The 22,059-nt window shown below is 69.7% G+C and carries 17 protein-coding genes; 15 read left to right on the plus strand and 2 right to left on the minus strand.

The window, feature by feature from the left end:
* Position 1: 1 nt before the first annotated feature.
* Positions 2–958 (minus strand): AAA family ATPase, encoded by a 957-nt coding sequence (locus BLP83_RS00305; protein WP_091237500.1) that lies wholly within the window; start codon positions 956–958, stop codon positions 2–4.
* A 90-nt stretch (positions 959–1,048) separates the two neighbouring features.
* On the opposite strand from BLP83_RS00305, the gene BLP83_RS00310 reads away from it, so the two are divergent.
* On the plus strand, positions 1,049–2,917 hold the full coding sequence (locus BLP83_RS00310) for a glycosyltransferase family 39 protein (protein WP_143006500.1): 1,869 nt from the start codon (positions 1,049–1,051) through the stop codon (positions 2,915–2,917).
* Between the two features lie 13 nt (positions 2,918–2,930).
* On the opposite strand, the gene BLP83_RS00315 is transcribed toward BLP83_RS00310, so the two are convergent.
* On the minus strand, positions 2,931–3,407 hold the full coding sequence (locus BLP83_RS00315) for a hypothetical protein (RefSeq protein ID WP_143006501.1): 477 nt from the start codon (positions 3,405–3,407) through the stop codon (positions 2,931–2,933).
* Between the two features lie 159 nt (positions 3,408–3,566).
* Here BLP83_RS00315 and BLP83_RS00320 point away from each other — a divergent pair, with 159 nt between their 5' ends.
* From BLP83_RS00320 to BLP83_RS00385, 14 genes are all read left to right on the plus strand, one after another.
* Complete coding sequence (locus BLP83_RS00320) at positions 3,567–4,076, plus strand: YceD family protein (protein WP_091237504.1); 510 nt, start codon at positions 3,567–3,569, stop codon at positions 4,074–4,076.
* A 97-nt stretch (positions 4,077–4,173) separates the two neighbouring features.
* A complete protein-coding gene (rpmF, locus tag BLP83_RS00325; protein WP_091237506.1) occupies positions 4,174–4,365 on the plus strand; it encodes a 50S ribosomal protein L32 in 192 nt (63 codons plus the stop codon).
* A gap of 331 nt (positions 4,366–4,696) precedes the next feature.
* A complete protein-coding gene (locus tag BLP83_RS00330) occupies positions 4,697–5,668 on the plus strand; it encodes a beta-ketoacyl-ACP synthase III (RefSeq protein WP_091237508.1) in 972 nt (323 codons plus the stop codon).
* Between the two features lie 107 nt (positions 5,669–5,775).
* Positions 5,776–6,723, plus strand: a complete 948-nt coding sequence (gene fabD / locus BLP83_RS00335) for an ACP S-malonyltransferase (RefSeq protein ID WP_091237510.1) — start codon at positions 5,776–5,778, stop codon at positions 6,721–6,723.
* Between the two features lie 36 nt (positions 6,724–6,759).
* Entirely contained in the window at positions 6,760–7,503 is a 744-nt protein-coding gene (gene fabG / locus BLP83_RS00340) for a 3-oxoacyl-ACP reductase FabG (protein ID WP_091237512.1), read from the plus strand.
* Positions 7,504–7,645: 142 nt separating this feature from the next.
* Entirely contained in the window at positions 7,646–7,885 is a 240-nt protein-coding gene (gene acpP / locus BLP83_RS00345) for an acyl carrier protein (RefSeq protein ID WP_091237514.1), read from the plus strand.
* Between the two features lie 175 nt (positions 7,886–8,060).
* Positions 8,061–9,299 (plus strand): beta-ketoacyl-ACP synthase II, encoded by a 1,239-nt coding sequence (fabF, locus tag BLP83_RS00350; RefSeq protein WP_091237515.1) that lies wholly within the window; start codon positions 8,061–8,063, stop codon positions 9,297–9,299.
* A gap of 33 nt (positions 9,300–9,332) precedes the next feature.
* A complete protein-coding gene (locus BLP83_RS00355; protein WP_091237517.1) occupies positions 9,333–10,922 on the plus strand; it encodes an aminodeoxychorismate synthase component I in 1,590 nt (529 codons plus the stop codon).
* The gene (pabC, locus tag BLP83_RS00360) at positions 10,922–11,746 is read left to right on the plus strand and encodes an aminodeoxychorismate lyase (protein WP_091237519.1); all 825 of its coding nucleotides are present in this window, start codon (positions 10,922–10,924) and stop codon (positions 11,744–11,746) included. Before BLP83_RS00355 ends, pabC begins: the two co-directional genes overlap by 1 nt.
* 13 nt (positions 11,747–11,759) lie before the next feature.
* Positions 11,760–12,821 carry an endolytic transglycosylase MltG gene (gene mltG, locus BLP83_RS00365; protein ID WP_091237521.1) on the plus strand — a complete coding sequence of 354 codons (1,062 nt, stop codon included), beginning with the start codon at positions 11,760–11,762 and terminating at the stop codon, positions 12,819–12,821.
* Positions 12,822–12,826: 5 nt separating this feature from the next.
* A complete protein-coding gene (tmk, locus tag BLP83_RS00370; protein ID WP_091237522.1) occupies positions 12,827–13,459 on the plus strand; it encodes a dTMP kinase in 633 nt (210 codons plus the stop codon).
* Positions 13,456–14,403, plus strand: coding sequence for a DNA polymerase III subunit delta' (gene holB / locus BLP83_RS00375; protein WP_091237524.1), 948 nt, complete (start codon positions 13,456–13,458; stop codon positions 14,401–14,403). Before tmk ends, holB begins: the two co-directional genes overlap by 4 nt.
* A 46-nt stretch (positions 14,404–14,449) precedes the next feature.
* Positions 14,450–19,390 carry a delta-60 repeat domain-containing protein gene (locus BLP83_RS00380; RefSeq protein ID WP_143006502.1) on the plus strand — a complete coding sequence of 1,647 codons (4,941 nt, stop codon included), beginning with the start codon at positions 14,450–14,452 and terminating at the stop codon, positions 19,388–19,390.
* Between the two features lie 124 nt (positions 19,391–19,514).
* Positions 19,515–22,016: a hypothetical protein gene (locus BLP83_RS00385; RefSeq protein WP_091237527.1), complete on the plus strand. Its 2,502-nt coding sequence runs from the start codon at positions 19,515–19,517 to the stop codon at positions 22,014–22,016.
* Positions 22,017–22,059 lie beyond the last annotated feature (43 nt).

Here is a 22,059-nt window from a genome sequence, read left to right on the forward strand (position 1 = left end):
CTCAGGCCTCGACCGGCACCGAGGCCAGCAGGCGCCGGGCGAGCTCCTCGGCGCTGCCGCGGCCGGATTCCACCACCAGTCGGTGCGCCGTGGCCTCAACGAACAGGGACTGCACGTCCTCCGGCAGCACGTGGGCGCGCCCCGCCAGCAGGGCGTGGGCGCGGGCCGCGCGCAGCAGGGCCAGCCCGGCGCGCGGCGACAGGCCGACACGCAGGCCGACGAAATTGCGGCTGGCCGCCAGCAGGCGCTGCACGTAGTCGATCAGGGCCTCGGAGGCATGCACGGCGCCGACGGCCTCGCGCAGGGCCAGCACGTCCTGCGCCGACAGCTTGGGCGTGCAGCGCTGGATCAGTTCGCGGCGATCGGCACCGGCCAGCATGGCGCGCTCATGCTCGGCCTCGGGATAGCCCATCGACAGGCGCAGCAGGAAGCGGTCGAGCTGGGAGTCGGGCAGGGGAAAGGTGCCCGACAGGTCGACAGGGTTCTGGGTGGCGATCACGAAGAAGGGATGAGGCAACGCATGGCAACTGCCATCGATGGTGACCTGCTGCTCGGCCATGGCTTCCAGCAGCGCACTCTGCGTGCGCGGCGGTGCGCGGTTGATCTCGTCGGCCAGCAGCAGCTGGGTGAACACCGGGCCCGGATGGAAGCGGAAAGCGCGCTGATCCGCTTCATAGACCGAGACGCCGAGGATGTCCGAGGGCAGCAGGTCGGCGGTGAACTGCAGGCGCTGGAACTCGAGGCCAAGGGTGGCCGCCAGGGAGCGCGCGAGCGTGGTCTTCCCCAAACCCGGCAGGTCTTCGACCAGCAGATGGCCGCCGGCGAGCAGGCAGGCGAAGGCCAGCTCGACCTCTCGCGGTTTGCCCAGCACCAGCCCGTTGACCTGGGCGAGTGCGGCGCTCAGAGCGCTGCGGCTCGCCTCGGGTAGGATCGCGGCCGTTCGGGCAGTGGCGGGCATGGGCAGGTCCTTGGAGCAGACGATCGAAATCGCGGAAGCGCCGGAGTGTAGACCCGCAGCAGTGAGCGCGGCATGCGCATGAATGGCTCAATGTCCGCCCCCTCCGCTTGGCTGCCGCGCCTGTTCTGGGGCGGCTGGGCGCTGCTGCTGCTGGGCCGCGCCCTGCTCGCGGCGCAGCTGCCGCTGTTCGGCGACGAGGCCTTCTACGCCTGGGAATCGCGGCGTCCGGCCTGGGCCTACTCCGACCTGCCTGGCCTGACCGCCTGGGGCATCCTGCTGGGACGCATGCTGCTGGAATCGGAGCTCGGCATCCGCTTGACCAGCCTGCTGCTGGGCGCCGTGCTGCCGCTGCAGCTGATGCGAATTGCCGACGCCGCAGGGCTCGGCGCGTGGCGCTGGCAGGCCGGGCTGCTGGCCCTGCTGCTGCCGCTGCTGTCGATCAACGGCCTGCTGGCCCTGCCAGAGCCGCCGCTGCTGATGGCGGCTGCGCTGTGCCTGCATGCCCTGCTGCGTCTGCAGGCCTTGCGGACCGCCGCGCCTTTCGCCGCGGTGGCGCCGCCGCTGGTCGAACTGCTGCTGGGCTTGGTGCTGGGCGCCTTGACCCACTACCGCTTCCTGGCCGTACTGGCGGCCGGAGGTTTGGCCGTGCTGTGTGTGCCCTCGGCGCGCCGGCTGCTGGGCGATTTGCGCCTGTGGGCGGTTGGCCTCCTGGGGCTCGCTGCTTGGCTGCCGCTGTTGCTCTTCGATGCCGGCGGCGAGCAGGCCGGCTGGCGCTTCCAGTTCGTCGAGCGCCATCCCTGGGCCTTCCAGCCGGTGGCGTTGGCGGTGCCGATCGAGCAGGCCCTGCTGTCCACGCCGCTGGCCTGGTTGCTCATGCTGCTGGCCTTGCCGCGCGCTTGGCGCGAGCGTGTGCAGTCCCCCGGACCGGCCCTGCTGGCGTTCGCCGGTGGCGGATTGCTTCTGGGGCTGTTCCTGATCGGCCTGTTCGCTGATCGCGAGCGGGTGTCCTTCCACTGGCCGCTGGTCGGCCAGCTGGCCCTGCTGCCGCTGCTGGCCCGTCGGCTCGCCGAGGCGGGCACGGCGCTGCGCCGCTGGACGTGGGGTCTGCTGGGCGCCGGTAGCGCGGCTGTCTGGACGCTCTGCCTGCTGCTGGCCCTGCCCTCGGGGCGCGCCGCCCTGGCCCAGCGCATCGATCTGGCCGACAACTTCACCGATATCAGCGCCCTCAGTGCCGCCCTTGAGGCCCGCCTCGCGATGCTGCCGTCGGATACCCGCGTGATTGCCGACAACTTCCTGCTGGCGGCGCGGCTGGTGCAGTCGCGCGGCGGCGACGCCGGCTTCGGCGTGCTCGATCACGCGCGCAACGCCAAGCACGGACGTGCCCGGCAGCTGGCGCTGTGGGCACAGGACGAATCCGCGTGGCTACCGGTTGCGGACGCTGCGCGTCTGGTGGTCGTCGAGGAGACCGCGCTCGGCCTGGGTGCCCGCCAGCCCTGGCAGCAGCAGCTGTGTGCGCGTCTGCCGGGCCTGCGCTGGGTCGACGAGGTCCAGCTGCACGGCGGCGCCCTGCGCTATCTGCTGTTCGAGCAGCGCGCCGATGCGGGGTCGCGCTGCCGCTTGGCGCCGCTGGCCTATCTCGATACGCCACTCGATGGCCAGCGCGTGCCGGCCCGCTTCCCGCTGTCAGGCTGGGCGATCCGCGACGTCGATGGGCTGGCGCGGGTCGAGGTGCTTCTCGACGGCGCTCTGGTGGCGCAGGCGCGCAGCGACCTCGACTTCCCCGGGGTGCTGGCGCAGTGGCCGAGCTCCGACGATCCGCGGCATCCGCGGGTCGGCATCGAGGCCGACGTCGAGGTGCCCGCCACGCTGCGCGGCACGCGTCAGCTGTCGTTGCGCCTGATCGGGCCCGATGGCCGGGCGCGGGTACTGCCGATGGCGAAGCTGCAGATCGCCGACTGAGGGCGCCGCGGCCTCAGTCGGGCGAGCGCCGCAGGGCGGCGGGTTCGCGCGCGGCCTGTTCGATCACTGCCTGGGTGGCGCCGTCGAGTTCGGCGCCTGCGCTCTCGAGACGCTCGAGCTGGCTGGCGATGGTGGCGCGCGCCCGCTGCAGGGCGGCTTCCGCCTGCTTCAGCTCCTGCAGGCTGGCGGTGGCGCCGTGCCGCGAAATCCACAGCCGGTGCTCGAGCAGATCGCGCAGTGCCTGCTGCACCCGCTGGTCAGCGTCGAGCGAGGCCCGCGCCACTGCGCCGATGTCGGCCGGCACGCGTCCGACCACGGCCTGCATCGCGCTCATGCGCTCGCGCGTGCGGTGCAGCAGCTGCTCCATCTCGTCGGCGCCTTCCAGCAGTCTGATCAGGGCGCGCTGGCGGCTGGCCGCCCGCTGGAAGGGAATCCAGGCGACCATGCCGATCAGGGCGAAGGCGGCGAACACAGCAAGGATCAATTCCACGCCGTAGGTATCCAGGGCGGCAGGGGGGGCGGCCGAGTCTGAACCAAGCGCTTCCCCCGCGGCAACGAAACCCGGGCTGACGCCGCGAGGCGGAGTGGCGAACTGTGCGCCCCGCCCGGGTTTGACGCTCGCGCATGCGCCGCCTATCATGGCGCGCTTATGTCCACGAACCTGCCCGAGACGGTCGATGCCGCGCGCATGCTGTCGGGTCGGCGCTGCTTCGAGGGCAGCCTGCCGATATCGATGCTGCCGCGCTTTGCTGAAGCGCTGGAGCGCGCCGACGGTGAGGTCGCGTATGCGCTTGAGTTCGGGCGTGACGCGGTCGGCGTAGAGTTTCTTGAGATTCGCGCCCAATGCGCGCCCTGGCTGACTTGCCAGCGCACCCTGGAGCCCTACCAGCATCCGCTGGACGTGCTGCAGCGACTGGGCCTGATCCGCAAGGAGTCCGACGAAGCCGGTCTGCCCGAGGGTTACGAGCCGCTGCTGCTGCCGGAAGATCGCCAGCTGCACCCTCGCGACCTGATCGAGGACGAGTTGATCCTTGCACTGCCGCTGGTGCCGGCGCGGCCGGACGCTGAGCTTCCCCCGCAGTTGGCCGGGGCGGCCGAGGCCGAGCCGGAAGCGAAGCCGAATCCCTTCGCGGCGCTGGCGGCACTGAAGAAGAACTGACGGAGCCGCGTGCTCCACAGCCCACGCGGGGCGCGGCCGCAAAGCCTTGCCCCAGACACGCAAACGCAACACCGAAGATTGAAGCCGGAGAACCCCCATGGCAGTGCAGAAGAGCCGCGTCACCCCCTCCAAGCGCGGTATGCGCCGTTCGCATGACGCCCTGACCGCGAAGCAGCTGGCGACCGACCCGACCACGGGCGAGACCCACCTGCGCCACCACATCACCAAGGATGGCTTCTACCGCGGCAAGAAGGTCATCAACGTCAAGTCGGCGGTCGACGCCGAGTAAGGCGTCAAGCGTCCGCGTGCGGACGCCGCATTGCGCGTGACCCAAGGCGGCAGGCCGCAAGGCCTGCCGCTTTTGTCGTGCCCGGAATTCGTGCCGCGCGCTCCGTGCGCTGCTCACCCGCTGTCTACGGAGCGCGTGCTCAGCGCCGTAGTCCGCGCCGGGGCGGGCTTGGGGACACCCTTGCCGCTGGCCGTGCTGGACCGATGGCGTCATCATTCGCGACCCGCCGAACAAGCGTCGCCCCGGGCTCGCACCGCGATCCTCGAAGCGTCCGGGCGCTGCCCGTGCTCCCCATCACCGCCTCACACCAGCTTCCACCCAGGAGACCCCGATGCCCTTCGCTCGCATTCTCGGAACGGGCAGCTACCTGCCCGAGCGCATCGTCACCAATGACGAACTCGCCCAGCGCATCGAGACCTCGGACGAGTGGATCCGCGAGCGCACCGGCATCCGCCAGCGCCACGTCGCCGCGGAGGGCCAGACCACGGTAGACCTGGCCGAGCAGGCCGCGCTGCGGGCGCTCGAAGCGGCAGGGGTGAAGGCCAGCGAGATCGATCTGCTGATCCTAGGCACCACCACGCCTGACCTGGTGTTCCCGTCCTCGGCCTGCCTGCTGCAGCACCGTCTGGGCGCCAACGGCTGCGCTGCTTTCGACGTCAATGCGGCCTGCTCGGGTTTCATGTACGCGCTGGGCACGGCCAACGCGATGATCCGCAGCGGCATGGCGAAGAAGGCCCTGGTGATCGGCGCGGAAACCTTGACCCGCATGCTCGACTGGGATGATCGCACCACCGCTGTACTGTTCGGTGATGGCGCCGGCGCTGTCGTTCTCGAAGCCAGCGAGGAGGCCGGCATCCTGTCGACCCACCTGCATGCCGACGGCGGCTATGGCCACCTGTTGGCCACCCAGGTCGGTGTCTCCAAGGGCTTCAAGCCCGGCGAGCCGAACGCCGGCCTGCGCATCCACATGACCGGCAACGAAGTCTTCAAGGTCGCGGTGAAGACGCTGGACGCGGTGGTCGAAGAAACCCTGCAGGCCAATGGCCTCGACAAGAGCGACCTCGACTGGTTGATTCCGCACCAGGCCAATCTGCGCATCATCAGCGCGACCGCCAAACGCCTCGACATGTCGATGGATCGGGTGGTGGTGACCGTCGATCGCCACGGCAACACCTCGGCCGCATCTGTGCCCTTGGCGCTGGATGCAGCGGTGCGTTCCGGCAAGGTGCAGCGCGGCGAGCTGCTGCTGCTCGAAGCCTTCGGTGGCGGTTTCACCTGGGGCTCGGCGCTGGTCCGCTATTGATCCAAGGTTCTCGTACCCGACCGGCACCCTACGCCCCGGTACAGACAGGTCGCCATACCCTTCACGTATGATGCGCGGCCTTCCAGGGCCAGCCGAGCCAAACGCACGTGAGTTCCAGCGCCACCGCCTTCGTGTTTCCGGGTCAGGGTTCGCAGTCGCCCGGCATGCTCGTCGATCTCGCCGAGCGCCATCCCTCCGTGCTCGAGAGCTTCGCCGAAGCCTCGGCCGGCGCCGGCGTCGACCTGTGGGCGATCGCCTCCGCGGCTGACGATGCCCGTCTCAACCAGACCGAGTTCACCCAGCCGGTGCTGCTGGCCGCCAGCGTGGCCCTGTTCCGGCTGTGGCGCGCGCAGGGCGGTGGCCTGCCGGCGCGGCTTGCCGGGCACAGCCTCGGCGAATACAGCGCCCTCGTGGCTGCGGATTCCCTTTCGCTTTCTGATGCCGCCGCGCTGGTGCGCGAGCGCGGCCGCCTGATGCAGGCCGCAGTGCCTGCCGGCACAGGCGCGATGGCCGCGGTGCTGGGCGCCGACGATGCGGTGGTTGAGGAGGTCTGCGCGGCGGTATCGGCCGAGCGCGTGGTGGTTCCCGCCAATTACAACTCGCCCGGGCAGATCGTGATCGGTGGCCACGCCGAAGCGGTGGACGCGGCGATCGCGGCGCTGGCCGAACGCGGCGTGCGCAAGGCGGTCAAGCTGGCGGTGAGCGTGCCTTCGCACACCCCGCTGATGCGCGAGGCGGCGGATGCCCTGGCCGCGCGCATCGAGGCCACACCGCTGCGCCTGCCCAGCCTGCCGCTGGTGCACAACGTCGACGCCGGCATCGCCGCCGATCTCGATGCGCTGAAGTCGGCGCTGGTGCGGCAGCTTTACCTGCCGGTGCGCTGGACCGACTGCGTGCAGCAGATGATCGCCGCCGGCGCCAGCCGCTTCGTCGAATGCGGCCCGGGCAAGGTGCTCGGTGGCCTGATCAAGCGCATCGACCGTGGTGTCGAATCGAAATCCCTGGGCAGCGTCGCCGACTTCGAGGACGCGCTGAACGGCTGGGGCGAGCGTTAAGCCTCTCCGCCCTGCCCACATCGAACGGAGAATCGGATGAACCAGCCACTCGCAGGTGAAATCGCGCTTGTCACCGGCGCCAGCCGCGGCATCGGTGCGGCCATCGCCGACACCTTGGCCGCGCAGGGCGCGAAGGTGATCGGCACCGCCACGTCCGAATCCGGTGCGGCCGCCATCAGCGAGCGCCTGGCGCCGCACGGCGGCACGGGGCGCGTGCTCGATGTCGCCGACGGCGCCCAGGTCGAAGCGTTGATCGAGGCCATCGGCAAGGAGTTCGGCGCCATCGGCATCCTGGTGAACAATGCCGGCATCACCCGCGACAACCTGTTGATGCGCATGAAGGATGAGGATTGGCAGGCCATCCTCGACACCAACCTGAGTTCGGTCTTCCGCACCAGCAAGGCGGTGATGCGCGGGATGATGAAGGCGCGCAAGGGCCGCATCATCAATATCGCCTCGGTCATCGGCGTGACCGGCAATGCCGGGCAGGCCAACTACGCGGCCGCCAAGGCCGGCATCATCGGTTTCTCGAAGTCGTTGGCCAAGGAAATCGGCAGCCGCGGCGTCACCGTCAACGTGGTGGCCCCGGGCTTCATCGATACCGACATGACCCGCTCGCTGCCTGAAGACGCCCGCAACGCGCTGCTTGGCCAGATCGCGCTGGGGCGCCTGGGCGAAGCGCAGGACATCGCCAATGCGGTGGCCTTCCTGGCCGGGCCGCTCGCCAGCTACATCACCGGCGAGACCCTGCATGTGAACGGTGGTATGTATATGCCCTGAGCACGCCGACTGCGTGCGGGGAAAGTTGCAAGACATTGAATCGAAAGCCCGTCGGGCGCAGACGGGTGGCCGGAATCGTGCCTTGGTGCGGTCTGGCGGTTCCCACTACAATGCGCCGAGTTTCCCGGAGGAATAGAACCCCATGAGCAGCATCGAAGAGCGCGTCAAGAAGATCGTCGTGGAACAGCTGGGCGTCAAGGAAGAGGAAGTCACCCCCAACGCCTCCTTCGTGGACGATCTGGGCGCGGACTCGCTCGACACCGTTGAGCTGGTGATGGCGCTCGAGGAAGAGTTCGAGTGCGAGATCCCGGACGAAGACGCCGAGAAGATCACCAGCGTGCAGCAGGCCATCGACTACGTGAAGGCTCACGTCAAGTCGTAATGCTGCTGCCGCGCGAGGCCCGCAGGGCGGGCTTCGCCAGCGTTTGAAGAGGCCGCCCCCGTCGTCCGACGGGGCGGCTTTCTTTTGCGGCACCCCCGCATCCGTTTTCCGTCGGCGCGAACGCGTCGGCCACTGAACATCAGCCAGGCGCGACGAGCGCCGGCACGGAGCCAGCATGAGCAAGCGTCGCGTCGTCATCACCGGCATGGGCATCGTCTCGCCGGTCGGCAATGATCTCGCCACTGCCTGGGACAACATCTCCCACGGCCGCTCGGGCATCGGCCCGATCACCAGCTTCGACGCCAGCGCGTACGCCACGCGCATTGCCGGCGAAGTGCGCGATTTCGACCCTGCCGCCTACATTCCGGCCAAAGAAGCCAAGCGGATGGATCCCTTCATCCACTACGGCGTCGCCGCCGGCCTGATGGCGCTGAAGGATTCGGGCCTTGAAGTCAGCGAAGCCAATGCCGAGCGCATCGGCACCATCATCGGCTCGGGCATCGGCGGCATCCTCGGCATCGAGGACACCACCGCGCGTCTGCTCGAGGGCGGCCCGCGCAAGGTCTCGCCCTTCTACGTGCCGAGCACGATCATCAACATGGTCTCGGGCCACCTGTCGATCCTGACCGGCATCAAGGGCCCCAACTTCTCGGCCGTCTCGGCCTGCGCCACCGCCAACCATTCGGTCGGCATGGCAATGCGCCTGATCCAGTACGGCGATGCCGACGTCATGGTCGCGGGCGGCGCCGAACGGGGCAGCAGCCCGACCTCGGTCGCCGGCTTCTGCTCGATGAAGGCCATGTCCACCCGCAACGATGACCCGACCCGCGCCTCGCGGCCCTGGGACAAGGAGCGCGACGGCTTCGTCATGGGCGACGGCGCCGGTGTACTGGTGCTGGAGGAGTACGAACACGCCAAGGCCCGCGGTGCGCGCATCTACTGTGAGCTCGCCGGCTTCGGCGCAAGCTCCGACGCCTACCACATGACCGCGCCCGCCGAGGACGGTGAAGGCGCCGCGCGCTGCATGATCGCAGCCCTGCGCGATGCCGGCATCAATGCCGACCAGGTCGGTTACCTCAACGCCCACGGCACCTCGACGCCGCTGGGCGATCTCGCCGAAACCCTGGCGATGAAGCGCGCTTTCGGCGACCACGCTTACCGCACCCTGGTCAGCTCGACCAAGTCGATGACCGGTCATCTGCTGGGCGCGGCCGGCGGTGTCGAGGCGATCTTCAGCATCCTCGCGCTGTACCACGGCCTGGTGCCGCCGACGATCAACCTCGACGAGCCCGGCGAGGGCTGCGATCTCGACTACGTGCCCAACGTGGCGCGCGAGGCGAAGATCGAGGTCGCGATGTCGAACGGCTTCGGCTTCGGCGGGACCAACGGCACCCTGGTGTTCCGGCGCGTCTGACGCGCCGGCACACCCTGGCTCGGCGCGTCCCGCATGCACTGCGTCCTGCCGCCCGCCGCGGTTGATCTGCACGCTGTCGATCTGCTCGACCTGCATCGGGCCGAGCCGGACTTCTTCCCCTGCCTGCTGGAGAGCGCGGCCCAGGGCGGCCGCGCCCGCTACGACCTGCTGCTCGCCGCGCCCGAAGGCGGCTTCGCGCTGGGCGCCGACGGCGTGCTGCGCGATCTCGACGGTCGAATTCTGGCGGGCGGCTTTCTGGACCAGCTCGACCGCGCCTTCGCGGAAGCGCGCACCCCTGCGCGCAGCGATGGCCTGCCCTTCGGCGGCGGCTGGGCACTGCTGCTGGGCTACGAACTCGCCGCCGAGATTGAACCCAGCGTGCCGAGGCTTGCTGCACCGGGCGGTCTGCCGATCGCACTGGCCCTGCGCTGCCGCGCGGCGATCCTGCGCGATCGCGAAACTGGGCAGGCGCAGGCCGTGGTCGAGGGCGATCATCCGCAGGCGCAAGCCCTGACCGAGCGACTGCAGCGCGCTTGGGCCAAGGCTGCCGAAGCGCAGCTCGCGACCGCGGACGCCATGCCGGCGGCGCGCGCACTGCCCGCATTGCCCCCACATCGGCTCGACGAAGCCGATGGCGCTGCTTTCGAGTCCGGCGTGCGCCGCATCCTCGACTACCTGCGTGCCGGCGACGTGTTCCAGGTCAACCTGTCGCGGCCCTGGCGCGTGAGTTTCGACGCCGCACCCGCGCCAGCGGATCTGTACGCCCGGCTGCGCGCAGCCAACCCGGCGCCGTTCGCGGGTCTGCTGGCCTGGCAGGACTGGGCGGTGCTGAGCTCCTCGCCCGAGCGACTGCTGTCGCTGCGCTCGGGTGTGGCCGAGACGCGACCGATTGCCGGCACGCGTCCGCGCCAGCCCGACGATGCGTTGGACGATGCGCGCCGTCGCGCCGAGCTGATCGGGCACCCGAAGGAGCGCGCCGAGCACATCATGCTGATCGATCTGGAGCGCAACGACCTGGGCCGCGTCTGCGTGCCGGGCACCGTCGAAGTCGACGAGCTGATGGGCCTCGAGAGCTATGCCCACGTGCACCACATCGTCAGCAATGTGCGCGGCCGGCTGCGGCCCGAGGTCGGGCCGGGCCAGGCGATTGCTGCCGTATTTCCGGGCGGCACCATCACCGGCTGCCCCAAGGTGCGCTGCATGCAGATCATCGCCGAGCTCGAAGGCGAGGGCCGCGGCCCCTACACCGGCGCGCTCGGCTATCTCGACCGCAGCGGCGACCTCGACCTCAACATCCTGATTCGCAGCTTGTGGCTGCGCGGCGCGCAGGCGGGATTTCGCGCCGGCGCCGGCATTGTCGTCGACTCCGAGCCCGCGGCCGAGCTGGCCGAGACGCGGGCCAAAGCGCGCGGCGTGCTGCGCGCGTTCGATCAAGACGCTCCGCACGGCGTGCTGCGCGCGATGGCTGCGCAGGTGTCGTCGGGGCAGGGGCCCGTCGCCCATCCTGTGGCCGAGGCCGCGGACGCGCTGCCCGCGGCCCTGTCTACTGCCGAGGCCATGGACAACCTCGCCCACCGCCCGCAGCCCGAGCCTGCGCCCGTCCACGTCGGACGCCGCGACTGATGCGCCTCGGCGTGCTGATCGACGGCGCGCCCGCCGATGCGGTCGGCGTAGACAGCCGTGCGCTCAATTATGGCGACGGCCTGTTCGAAACCCTGCTGGTGCAGGACGGTGCGCCGGTCTGGCTGGCCGAGCACCTGGCTCGCCTGCGCCGTGGCTGCGAGGCTCTGGGCCTGCGCGCGCCCGATCCGGACCTGCTGGCCTTCGAAGCGGGCGAGCTGTGCGCGGGCCAGCAGCGCGCGGTGCTGAAGATCCTGCTGGCGCGCGAAGGCGCCGGCCGTGGCTATGCGCCCGAGCCCGGTGCGCGCAGCCAGCGCATCCTCAGCCTGCATGCGGCGCCGCCGCTGGTGGCCAACGACTATCTCGAGGGTGTCAGTCTGCGCTGGTGCGCGACGCGGCTCGCGCTCCAGCCTCGCCTCGCCGGCTTCAAGCACCTCAATCGCATCGAGAACGTGCTGGCGCGCGCCGAACTCGCAAACACCGGCGCGGCCGAGGGGCTGATGCTCGACACGGCGGGGCGCGTCACCTGTGCCACCGCAGCCAATGTGTTCGCCCTGCGCGGCGGCCGCCTGCGCACGCCCTCGCTGCGTGCCGCCGGCATCGCCGGCATCTGTCGCGACTGGGTCTTGAGCCGCGCCGAGGTCGAGATCGGCGAGTTGCTGCCGCAGGACATCGAGCGCGCTGACGGCGTATTCGTCTGCAGCAGCCTGCGCGGTATCCTGCCGGCTGCCCGGCTGGGCGCGCGGACCTATCGCCCCCAGCCCCTGATTGCCGGCCTGCAGGCCCAGCTCTGGAGCGAGGTTCCGGCGCTGGCGCCGCAGGCCTGAAGGAGCGTTTGTCTTGAGTGATTCGAAACCGCGGCCGCGGCGCTGGCTGCGTGCCCTGCTCGGCCTCGTCCTGATCGGTCTGCTCGCTGTCGGCGGCGCGGCGTTCTGGTTGTGGCAGCAGTACCAAGGCTTCGTCGATGCGCCGGTGGCGGGCCTGAGCGCCGAGACCGACGTGATCCTCCAGCGTGGCGATGGCCTGCGCCGCGTGCTGCAGCGTCTGCAGGGTGCCGGGCTCGAAACCGGCCGCGAGGAATTCTGGCGGCTTCTGGCCCGCGAGATGCAGGTCGGCGGTCGCATCCAGGCCGGCGAGTACCGCCTGCCCGCCAACGCCACGCCGCGCCAGCTGCTGCAGCAGTTCGCCGAGGGGCGCGTGCTGCAGCGCGCCTTCACCCTGGTCGAGGGCAGCACGTTCCGCGAGCTGCGATTGGCGCTGAGCCAGGCCGAAGCGCTGGAGCAGACCCTGCCGGGCCTCGATGAGGTCGAGATCATGCGCCGGCTCGATGCCGAGGGCGTGCCGGCCGAAGGCCGCTTCCTGCCCGAGACCTACTACTACACCCGCGGCATGAGCGATCTCGATCTCCTGCGTCGCGCCAAGCGCGCGATGGACCGCGTGCTTGAACGTGCCTGGGCGAATCGACAGCCCGATCTGCCGCTGAAGTCGGCCGACGAGGCCTTGATTCTGGCCTCGATCATCGAGAAGGAAACCGGCATCGGCGGCGAGCGCCGCGAGGTCTCCGGCGTATTCGTCCGCCGCCTGCGCATCGGCATGCGCCTGCAGACCGACCCCACCGTGATCTATGGCGCCGGCGAGAGCTACCGCGGCGTCATCACCCGCGCCCATCTCGACACCGACACGCCTTGGAACACCTACACCCGCGACGGTCTGCCGCCGACGCCGATCGCCATGCCGGGTCGCGCCGCCATCGAGGCCGCGGTCGATCCCGCGCCCGGTGACGCCCTGTATTTCGTTGCCAGCGGTGACGGCGGCCATGTGTTCTCGCGCACGCTGCAGGAGCACAACCGCGCGGTCGCACGCTGGCGGCAGATCGAGCGCAGCCGGAGGGCAGGGCAGTGAGCGCAATGCGCACGCATCCGCGCTTCGTCAGCTTTGAAGGCGGCGAAGGCGCCGGCAAGAGCACCGTCATCACCGCCGCCGCCGAGTCGCTTCGCTCCGCAGGGGAGACCGTTCTGCTGCTGCGCGAACCGGGCGGCACCGCGGTTGGCGAGGCGGTGCGCGCGGTGCTGCTGAACCCCGAGCTGCGTGGCCTGTGCGCCGAGAGCGAGCTGCTGTTGATGATGGCCTCGCGCGCCCAGCTGGTGCGCGAGCGCATCCTGCCGGCACTCGAGCGCGGTGAATGGGTGCTCTGCGACCGCTTCACCGATGCCAGCTACGCCTACCAGGGCGGCGGTCGCGGCATCGACAGCGAACGCATCGCCGAACTGGAACGCTGGGTCGCGGGTTTGAAGCCGGGCCTGAGCTTCCTGCTCGATCTGCCGGTCGAAACCGGACTGGCCCGCGCCGGCAGTCGCGCCGCACCGGATCGTATCGAATCCGAGTCCATCGCCTTCTTCGAGCGCGTGCGCGCCAACTACCGATCGCGCGCCGCTGCCGAGCCGCAGCGCTGGTGCGTGCTGGATGCCGGCCAGCCGGCCGATGCCGTTGCCGCCGCTGTGGTGCAGCGTCTGAACCTCCAGCGCGAGGCCGCACGATGAGTGGGTCGAGCTTCGCACCCTGGCAGCAGCGCGCCTTCGAGCGTGTGCTGGCCAGCCACGCAGCACAGCGGCTGGGTCATGGACTGCTGGTCTGCGGACCGGCGCGGCTGGGCAAGCGCGCCTTGGTCGACGCTCTCGCCGCGCGCCTGCTCTGCACCGCCGCCTCGCCGGGCGAGCCGGCCTGCGGCCAGTGCCGCAGCTGCCGACTGCGGGCGGCCGGCACCCATCCCGACCTGCACCGAGTCAGCTTCGCCCTGAACGACAAGGGCGAGCCGCGCAGCGTGATCGTGGTCGAGCAGATGCGCGAGCTGAGCGACAGGATCAGCCTGACCGCCCAGCTGGGCGGTGCCATCGTCAGCCTGATCGATCCGGCCGATGCGCTGAACCACAACGCCGCCAACGCGCTGCTGAAGACCCTCGAAGAGCCGCAGGACGGGCGCTATCTGATCCTGGTCAGCGACGCGCCGTATCGCCTGTCCGCCACCATCCGCAGCCGCTGCCAGCGCATCGAGCTGCGCCCGCCGCCGCAGGATGAGGCCCGCGCCTGGCTGCTCGCGCAGGGCCTGCCTGCGGCGCGCGTCGAGCAGGCGCTGGCGCTCAGCGACGGCCATCCCGGTGAAGCCCAGGTCCTGCTCAGCGAGGGCGGCCTGGAGCTTCGCGAGGCCGTCCAGCGCGACCTCGAGGCGCTGGCCGCGCGCCGTGCCGCGCTGAGCGAAACGGTCAAAGCCTGGCTGGACGATCGCCCGCAAGAGCGCCTTGCCCACGCCGCGTCACTTGCGCGTGCGCGCAGTCGCGAGCGTCTGCTCGGCGGCGACGCCGCTGCCGTCCCCGAACTCGCCGACTGGTACGACCGCGCCAACCGCGTGCGCGCCCAGCTCGACACCCCGCTCAAGGCCGACCTGCTGCTGGGCGAGCTTCTGGCGGGGTGGCGCGGCGTGGCGTGAGGCTGGCTTAGGGCGCACCGTTCGGGGCGATGCCTGGACGCGCCCAGTGCGCGGCAGGGACACGCCTTCCAGTCGAGAGGGCTCAGTCCAAGTATCTGATCCGTCTGCTTATTCAGGGATTTTCAGACTTGGTGTGCCGGGCCGGGGATGCGTCACCCCTCGCGTCCGCCCAAGTTTCAGAACATTTCACAGCGCCGCCCGATCGTGCCGGCGAGTTCCGCACGTAGGCTCCCGACCCGGGCCCGTTCCGAGGCCGCGGGGGACTGCGAACATGAAGTGTTTGATGCGTTTACTGATGGTGGTGGGGCTGGCGCTCTGCCTGCCCGTGAGGGCGCAGTTGCCGGCGCCGCTGGCGCAGCCGAGTCTCGATCTGCGCGCCGCGGCGCAAGGACGCACCGCCGTGCTGTTGCCCGACGGCAGTGCCATCGTCAGTCACGACGGACGATGGCTGGGTGGCGAGGTCGAACGTCCAGGCCTCGCCAAGATCCGGCCGGACGGAACGGCCGATAGCGCATGGCAGGTCGAGCCCAACGGCACTGTGTTCGGGCTCGCCGTGGTCGGCGACGAGTTGCTGATAGCCGGCACCTTCAGTGCGGTCAACGGTGCCAGCCGCTTGGGGCTCGCCAAGGCCTCGATCAGCACCGGCGCGCTGTCCACATGGAATCCGAACGCGGGCTCCAGCTCCAGCTATCGGTTCGACTCGTTTGCTGTGGTCGGGAATTCGGTGTACGTCGGCGGTACCTTCACGCAGCTTGGAACCGCCGATCGGAGCCTGGTCGCGAAGATCGATCTAGTCTCGGGGGCGGTGGATCCCGGTTTCTCGGTGACGGCGGTGGCTTCGTTCTCCTCGGACATCATCGTGCGAACGGACGGGGCATCGCTGTTCGTCGCAGGGGTGTTCTCCTCGATCAACGGCGTCGCACGAAGCAACGCCGCCAAGCTGTCCCTGGTCGACGGCGCGGTGGATCCCGCATGGGCGCCCGTCTTCAACTCGAACGTCTTCCGCATGGAGATCGACGAGGGCTTCGTCTATCTCGCGGGCTGCTTCAGCGAGGCCGCCGGGCTTGCCCGGAATGGCGCCGCGCGGGTGTCTGCGTCCGGGTCGGGTGCCGTGGACCCGACATGGAATCCCGCCCCACAAAGCAACGCCTGTCTCTACGGCCTGAACGTGACCCCCAACCATGTCTATCTCGGGGGCTTCCTTTCGCAGCTGGGCGGGGTGGCGGTGCAGCGGGTGGGGCGCGTCGCCAAGACCGGCGCCGGCGCTGCCGACCCCAGTTGGCGTCCGGCAACGGATGGCTTGTTCACCTTTGGCGTCTGGGCCAAGGCGGATGGCACCGCTCTTCTTCTGGGCGACTTCGTCCAGGTGGGTGCGACCTACACCCCCGGAGTGGCTCGACTCGACGCTTCGGGCAACGCTTCGGCCAGCGGTCCCTACAGTGAGGACCGCGGCTGGGTCGAGGCGCTGGCGTCCGCGCCCGACGGCGGCACCTACGTGGGCGGGCGATTCCAGAGGATCGGCGCGGCGTTCAGACCCGGCCTGCTGCGCCTGACGCCGGCCGGTGCTCTGGACGCGGGTTGGTTGCCTCCGCTGGTGGGACGCCGTTGGGTGAGCGCCCTCGCCAGCGATGCCAACCACGTGTACGTCGGCGGCGAATTCGCCAGCGCCGGCACCCCGACAGTCAACAATCTGCTTCGCCTAACACACAGCGGGAGTTTCGATTCCAACTGGATTCCGGGCGCCTCCGGGCCCGTGCTTGCGTTGGCCATCGATGAGGCCGCCAATACCGTGTTTGCGGGCGGTCCGTTCAACGCGGTGGCTGGCCAGGCGCGCAACAACATCGCCGAGCTGAGCCGCAGCACGGGCCTGCCCACGGCCTTCAACCCCAACCCGAACGCTCAGGTGAGGGCGATCGCGCCGATCGGCGACGCCGTGTTCATCGCCGGCAACTTCAGTTCGGTGGCCGGCGTTGCCCGCAGCCGCGTGGCCAAGGTCAATCGTTCCGGCGCGCTCGATCCGAACTTCGTCGCCAACGCCAACTCCACGGTGCGCGCGCTGTTGCCCGGGCCCGATGGAACGCTCTACGTCGGCGGATTCTTCACCTCCATCAGCGGCCTCGGTCGCACGGGTCTTGCCAGGCTCTCGCAGGCCAGCGGCGCTCCCGACCCCAGCTGGACAACGTTTCCCAACAGCGCTGTCACCACCTTGGCCGCCGCCTCCGACGGCATCTACGCGGGGGGCAACTTCAGCTCGATGGGGGATCAGCCAAGGCAGCTGCTTGCCCGGATTTCACACGGCAATCAGGTGGCGGCGCTCTTCGCACCTTCCCTCGATGTGGGCCTCACCACAGTGATGGAGCAAGGTGGACGCGTGCTCGCCGGCGGCTTCATGGGCTACTACGCGCCGGCATCGCAGCGCCAGGTGGGGCTCCTCGCCTTCCCCTTGAATGCCACCCCCGTCGCCACGACGACAACCATCACCAGCGACAGCCCCGAGCGCTCGCAGCCGTTCCAGCTGTATCGGGTCACGGTCAATGTAGTGGGTGCGGGTGGCTTGCCTGCCGCCAATCAGCGCGTCGACATCAGCGACGATCGCGGCGAGCTCTGCTCGGCCCTTCTCGACTCCGCCGGCAACGGTGCGTGCGAACTGGTGGGCAGGGTGCCAGGCACGCGGCAACTGACGGCGCGCTTCGCGGGAACGCCCTTGCTGCTTCCAAGCTCTGCCACCGAACCCCACACCGTCGCCGGCGAAAGCAGCACGCCGCCGGTGAACACCGCCATCGATCTGCGTTCGGCCAGTGCGCCTGTCGCATCCGTGCGTCTGTCCGACGGCAGTCTGGTGATCGGCGGCAGCTTCAACCGCGTCGGCGATCAGATCCGCCGCGGCTTGGCCAAGCTGCGGCCCGACGGCAGCTTGGACACCGCCTTCAGCGCGGATGTCATCGGCAGCGTGACGGGACTCGCCCGCGATTCGGCCGACAACATCTATGTGTTGGGGGCCTTCGGCTACATCGATGGCGTGCAGCGCCGGAGCATCGCCAAGCTCACCCCGGCGGGCGATGTCGTCGCGGGCTGGACCGCGGGCAACACGGCGCTCGATACCAGTGTCGGGCCTGCAAGGCTGGCGGTGGAGCCCGATGGCAACGTGCTGGTGCAGACGGTGCCGGCGCTCGTGACCACCCCTCAGAACGGAAGCTTCATCTCTAACCAGGTCATCCGGCTCTCGGGCAGCACGGGTGCGGTGATGCCGGGCTTCAGCGTCGAACTGAGCACCAACACTTTCACCAGGGCGGTGTCCGCCAATCTGCTGGTCGAGGGCTCGATGCTTTATGTGTACGGAAGCTTCGATCGAGTCAATGGCGCGGACGTCGCGCAGATTGCGCGCGTCAGCCTGGTCGGGGGCGTTCTCGACCCGAGCTTCGTGCTCAATCCCGGCGGTCCGGTGGCGGGCGGGAGCTATCCCGTCCAGGTCGCAATTCAGGACGGGGCCGGCGGGCTGTATCTGGCGGGCAGCTTCACCCAGCTCGCGGGCCAGGCGGTGACACAGCCGGTGCGTGTGAGCGGTGCAGGCACGGTAAGCCCGGCGTTCGCGCCCACTGGATTCACCGGCGTCGGCGCGATGTTGTTGCTGGAGGGCAGCCTCTACGTCTCGGGCAGCAACTGCGTTTCCGGCGCGGCTTGCACCTTCGCAACCTCAAAGCTTGATCCGCAGACGGGCCTCGCCGACCCGGCCTTCCAGTCCGGATTCTCGTCGAGTGCATTGCAGCCGCTGGGCGCTGACCTCTGGCTCTCCTACGGCGCGCAGCTGCTGGACGCCAACCAGGTGCTGGCCTTGGGCGCGATTCGCCTGCGCGGTACCGACGGGGTGCGCGTACCGACCGAGTTCGTCACGCGTCCGCCCTTCATCCGCGCCTTGGCGCGACAGCCGGACGGCGCCACTCTGATTGGCGGCAATTTCGTCAGGGTCGGCGGCAATCAGGCCAATCTGGTGCGCGTCACGGCCACCGGACAGTTCGACACGGCGTTCGCTCCCGCGCTCGACGGGCGCTCCGTGGTGGCGCTGAGCGTGTCTGCGAGCGGCGAAATCTTCGCTGGAAGCGGCGGCGCTCTGTTCAAGTTCACCCCCTCGGGCGCGCGCGACCCGAGCTTTGGCACGGGGGGCGAGGTGGCACTCGCGGGCACGGTCTTTGCGCTTGCGCCGCAGCCCGATGGACTGCTGGCGGGGGGGCAGTTCTCAGTGATCGGCGGCGTGAGCCGCCAGGCTCTGGCGAAATTGGACCCGGGCACAGGCGCAGTCGACCCGACCTGGAACGCGCAGATTTCAAACAATGGCGCGGTGCTGGCAATCCAGCGAACTGTCTCGGGCGATCTCTTCCTCGGCGGAAGCTTCACCAGCGTCGGGGGGCAGCCTCGCCAGAACCTCGCCCGCATCACCTCGACGGGTGCGCTTTCTTCGTCCTGGAGCGCCTCCGCCAACAGCATCGTCTGGAGCCTTCTGCTGGACGACGACGCGCTCTATGTCGGCGGCGGATTCAGCAGCCTCGGCGGCAGCGCGCGTCAGCGGATCGGTCGCCTGGATGCGAGCACCGGAGCGCTGCAACCCTGGAACCCGAACAGCGGCACCATTTCCGGATCGGTGCTCGCCATGGCCGCGAGCCAGGATGGCGGCGTGTTCGTGGGCGGCAGTTTCCGCAGCATGGGTGGAGCCTTCCGCAGCAGCGCTGCCAAGCTGGATCGTGTCACCGGTCTGGCCGACCCGAACTGGAACCCCAGCTTCGACGGCCCGGTGTACGCCATTCTCACGGGCTACGGCGAAACGCCGCCGCGGGGCCCGCGCCTCGCCCACATCGACCAGGCCGTCACCCTCGGCGGCGAATTCGAATTTGCCGGGCCCGTGCCCATGCTCGGTTTCACTGCCGTCGAGCCCACCGGCATCCCGCCGCGGGAGATCTTCTGCAGCGGGTTCGAGCAGAGGGCTTGCGAGTAGTCCCTCTTCGCAGATTGTCAGCCGCGGCGCAGACGCTATGCTGCGCGCGGCTGACAGCACCCCCTGCGCCGGACATGACGAATCGTCCGACGTCTTCTGATCGTTCGCTTCCATGGAGTCCCACATGCGTTTCCTTGTCTGCCTCCTGCTCATCGCCGGATGGCCCCTGCGTGCAACGGCGCAGATCGAGATCCCCGAATACGCGGATTTCGCTGACATCTACGACAACCTCGGTGCCGTGGTACTGGCGGACGACAACCGACTGGTGCTCGGCCCGGTGCGCGGCCGTCAGGGCAGCAATCCCGATCTGTTCGTGTTCGTTCGCGAGGGCAATCAATGGCGGCGTGAGGCTGCGCTGGAAACCGGCTGGGAGGGGGGGACGGTGATCGGCACCACCGTCGCAGCGAGCGCCGCCGCTTTCGGCAACCTGAAGATCATGGCCTTTGCCGATCCTTGGCTTGCCGTGGGCATGCCTCAGCGCGCCCAGGATGGCGCGGCCAATCGAGGGGCTGTCCGCCTGTATCGACGTGGCACCGAAGGCTGGCAGGAGCACGGCCTGCTGCGCGCCAGCGCCGAACAGGCCGGCAGCCGCTTCGGCGCCTCGGTGGCGATTGCAGGAGATGTGCTGGCGGTCGGCCAGCCGGGCGCCAACCGGGTCGAGCTCTTCCGGCTGCAGGCAGGAGTGTGGCAGCCCGCGACCAGCCTGCAGATGACCACGGGCGAGGTGGACTTTGGCTATGAGCTGGCCTTCGCCGGCGATCAGCTGGTGGTGCGCAGCAGTGGCGGCCTTCGCATGTTCAGTGAGTTCGCGGGAAACTGGGTGCTGTCCGGAGAGTTGGACACCACCAACGCCGGCTTCGGCAGCAACTTGCCGTGGGCCGCCGAGGGCGACCTGCTGATCACCGCGGCGAGCACCGAGATCCGTTTTTTCCGCAGGGTCAATGGCGCCTGGGGGCTGGCGACCGACATCCCAGCGTTGCCCATGGGCGCCAGCGCCGGCTTCAACGGCTCGCTGCGCGGCTTTGCCTTCAAATCTGGGCCCACGCCCCGCCTCGCCGGCCACGGTTTCGGCGTGAACGGTGGGCCCATGCGCCCGCGCTACTGGGAGCTGGTGGACGGCGCCTGGTCGTCCGCGCGAGACATCGCCCTGCCTGGGAGTGACGCGCCCTCGGCGTTTCGATTCAGCACATCCTTCGCGGGCATGGCCTTCGCTTTCGCGCAGGACCGCCTCTTCGTCGGCGCGCGTCTGGTCAGCGTGGGGCGCGTGCTCAGCCAAGGTGCGGCCTACGCCTACACCCTGGGCGCATCGGGCCCTGCCCATGAGCGCACCTTCCGCCATGGCAACGGTCGGCTGGGCGACAACTTCGGTCACTGGGTGGCCATCGATGGCGAATGGGCGCTGGTGGCGGCCCGTGGCGCCGACGCGCTGAGCCCCACCGGAATTCTGCGCGACGCCGGCGCGGTGCAGGTCTATCGCAAGTCCGGCACGAGCTGGGCCCCGGTTCAGACGCTGGCTCTGGAGGCGCCCGAGGCCTTCAATGCCTTCGGCGAGCGCGTGGCCCTGAAGGGCGCGCTGGCGGTGGTCGCCGCGCAGGGCAGCGAGGCCGGCATCGCCAGCCACGGCCAGATGCATGTGTTCCGACGCAACGCCCAGGACACCTGGGCGCCGCTGTGTCGCCTCACGGCGCCGGTCACGCCCGACGGCCAGCCGCAGGCCTTCCGCAATCGCGGCGACCTGCTGGAAGACAGCGCCCCGATCGAGCTGATGGCCACCGACGGCGAGCACATCGCGGCGGTCTACATGAACCGCCTGTACGCCTGGCGCGCCGAGGCGAACGGCTGCAGCCTGCTGGGGGAGATCGCCATTCCGGATCGCCTGGCTGCACCGGGCGCGCCGGGGGTCACTCAGGCGGGGTCACTGCAGTTCGAAACCCTGGGGCGTTCGATGCTGCAGGGGCGCTTGGTGGTGAGCGAGTTCGGCGGTGCGGTGAACGGCACCTCGCCTCCGTCCCGCACCCTGGTGTTCGATTTCGACGGCAGCGCGTGGGTGCGCAGCTTCGCCCACACCAGTGCCGCTGGCGACACCTGCGCGCAGACCTTCGGTGGTGCGCTGATCGCCCGCGACCACCTGCAGTTCGTCTGTGGTCGAGGCTCCGCCCCCAGCAGGACCTTCGAGCGTGTCGACTGGCGCGAGACCGCGCCGGGCGTCTGGGCCTCGACCGCGCAACCGCTACCGACCCTGGGGGCCTCCGAGAATCCTGTCGGTTTCGCCGGCGAATCCCTGATCACCCGCGAGGCCGGCACGGGCTTCGACGCGGTCGGCCAGTTGCTGCGCGTGCGCCAGCCGCCGAGCTATGACGTGGTCCAGCAGCTGGGGCCCACTGATGCCTGCCTGTCCTTCATCACCGGGCAGATCATCTTTCTTGGCCCCAACGACGTCTTCGTGCCCTGTCCCTACGCGAATGGCCCGAACGGACGCGGCGCTGGCGCACTGCAGATCTTCAGCCGCGCCGCAGCGCAGTTCGCGGGCGAGAAGGTGGGGAGCAGCTTCGGCCCCATTCCGCAGCAGGAGATCCCGCCGCCGCGCCCGGACCTGACCCGCGACGGCTTCGAGGCCGTGCAGTAAGCCCGCCTCCCGTGCGAGTCCCTCGGGGGCCGCGCGGGAACGC

Origin of the sequence: Aquimonas voraii (assembly GCF_900101825.1) — a bacterium.
Taxonomy (GTDB): Bacteria; Pseudomonadota; Gammaproteobacteria; order Xanthomonadales; family Xanthomonadaceae; genus Aquimonas; species Aquimonas voraii.

Excerpts from the sequence above, each read along its gene's own strand:
- fabF (WP_091237515.1), top strand. The coding sequence starts at position 8,061 with ATGAGCAAGCGTCGCGTCGTCATCACCGGCATGGGCATCGTCTCGCCG.
- fabG (WP_091237512.1), top strand. The coding sequence starts at position 6,760 with ATGAACCAGCCACTCGCAGGTGAAATCGCGCTTGTCACCGGCGCCAGC.
- holB (WP_091237524.1), top strand. The coding sequence starts at position 13,456 with ATGAGTGGGTCGAGCTTCGCACCCTGGCAGCAGCGCGCCTTCGAGCGT.
- rpmF (WP_091237506.1), top strand. The coding sequence starts at position 4,174 with ATGGCAGTGCAGAAGAGCCGCGTCACCCCCTCCAAGCGCGGTATGCGC.
- tmk (WP_091237522.1), top strand. The coding sequence starts at position 12,827 with ATGCGCACGCATCCGCGCTTCGTCAGCTTTGAAGGCGGCGAAGGCGCC.
- BLP83_RS00385 (WP_091237527.1), top strand. The coding sequence starts at position 19,515 with ATGCGTTTCCTTGTCTGCCTCCTGCTCATCGCCGGATGGCCCCTGCGT.
- BLP83_RS00320 (WP_091237504.1), top strand. The coding sequence starts at position 3,567 with ATGTCCACGAACCTGCCCGAGACGGTCGATGCCGCGCGCATGCTGTCG.
- pabC (WP_091237519.1), top strand. The coding sequence starts at position 10,922 with ATGCGCCTCGGCGTGCTGATCGACGGCGCGCCCGCCGATGCGGTCGGC.
- BLP83_RS00330 (WP_091237508.1), top strand. The coding sequence starts at position 4,697 with ATGCCCTTCGCTCGCATTCTCGGAACGGGCAGCTACCTGCCCGAGCGC.
- BLP83_RS00310 (WP_143006500.1), top strand. The coding sequence starts at position 1,049 with ATGTCCGCCCCCTCCGCTTGGCTGCCGCGCCTGTTCTGGGGCGGCTGG.
- acpP (WP_091237514.1), top strand. The coding sequence starts at position 7,646 with ATGAGCAGCATCGAAGAGCGCGTCAAGAAGATCGTCGTGGAACAGCTG.
- BLP83_RS00355 (WP_091237517.1), top strand. The coding sequence starts at position 9,333 with ATGCACTGCGTCCTGCCGCCCGCCGCGGTTGATCTGCACGCTGTCGAT.
- BLP83_RS00305 (WP_091237500.1), bottom strand. The coding sequence starts at position 958 with ATGCCCGCCACTGCCCGAACGGCCGCGATCCTACCCGAGGCGAGCCGC.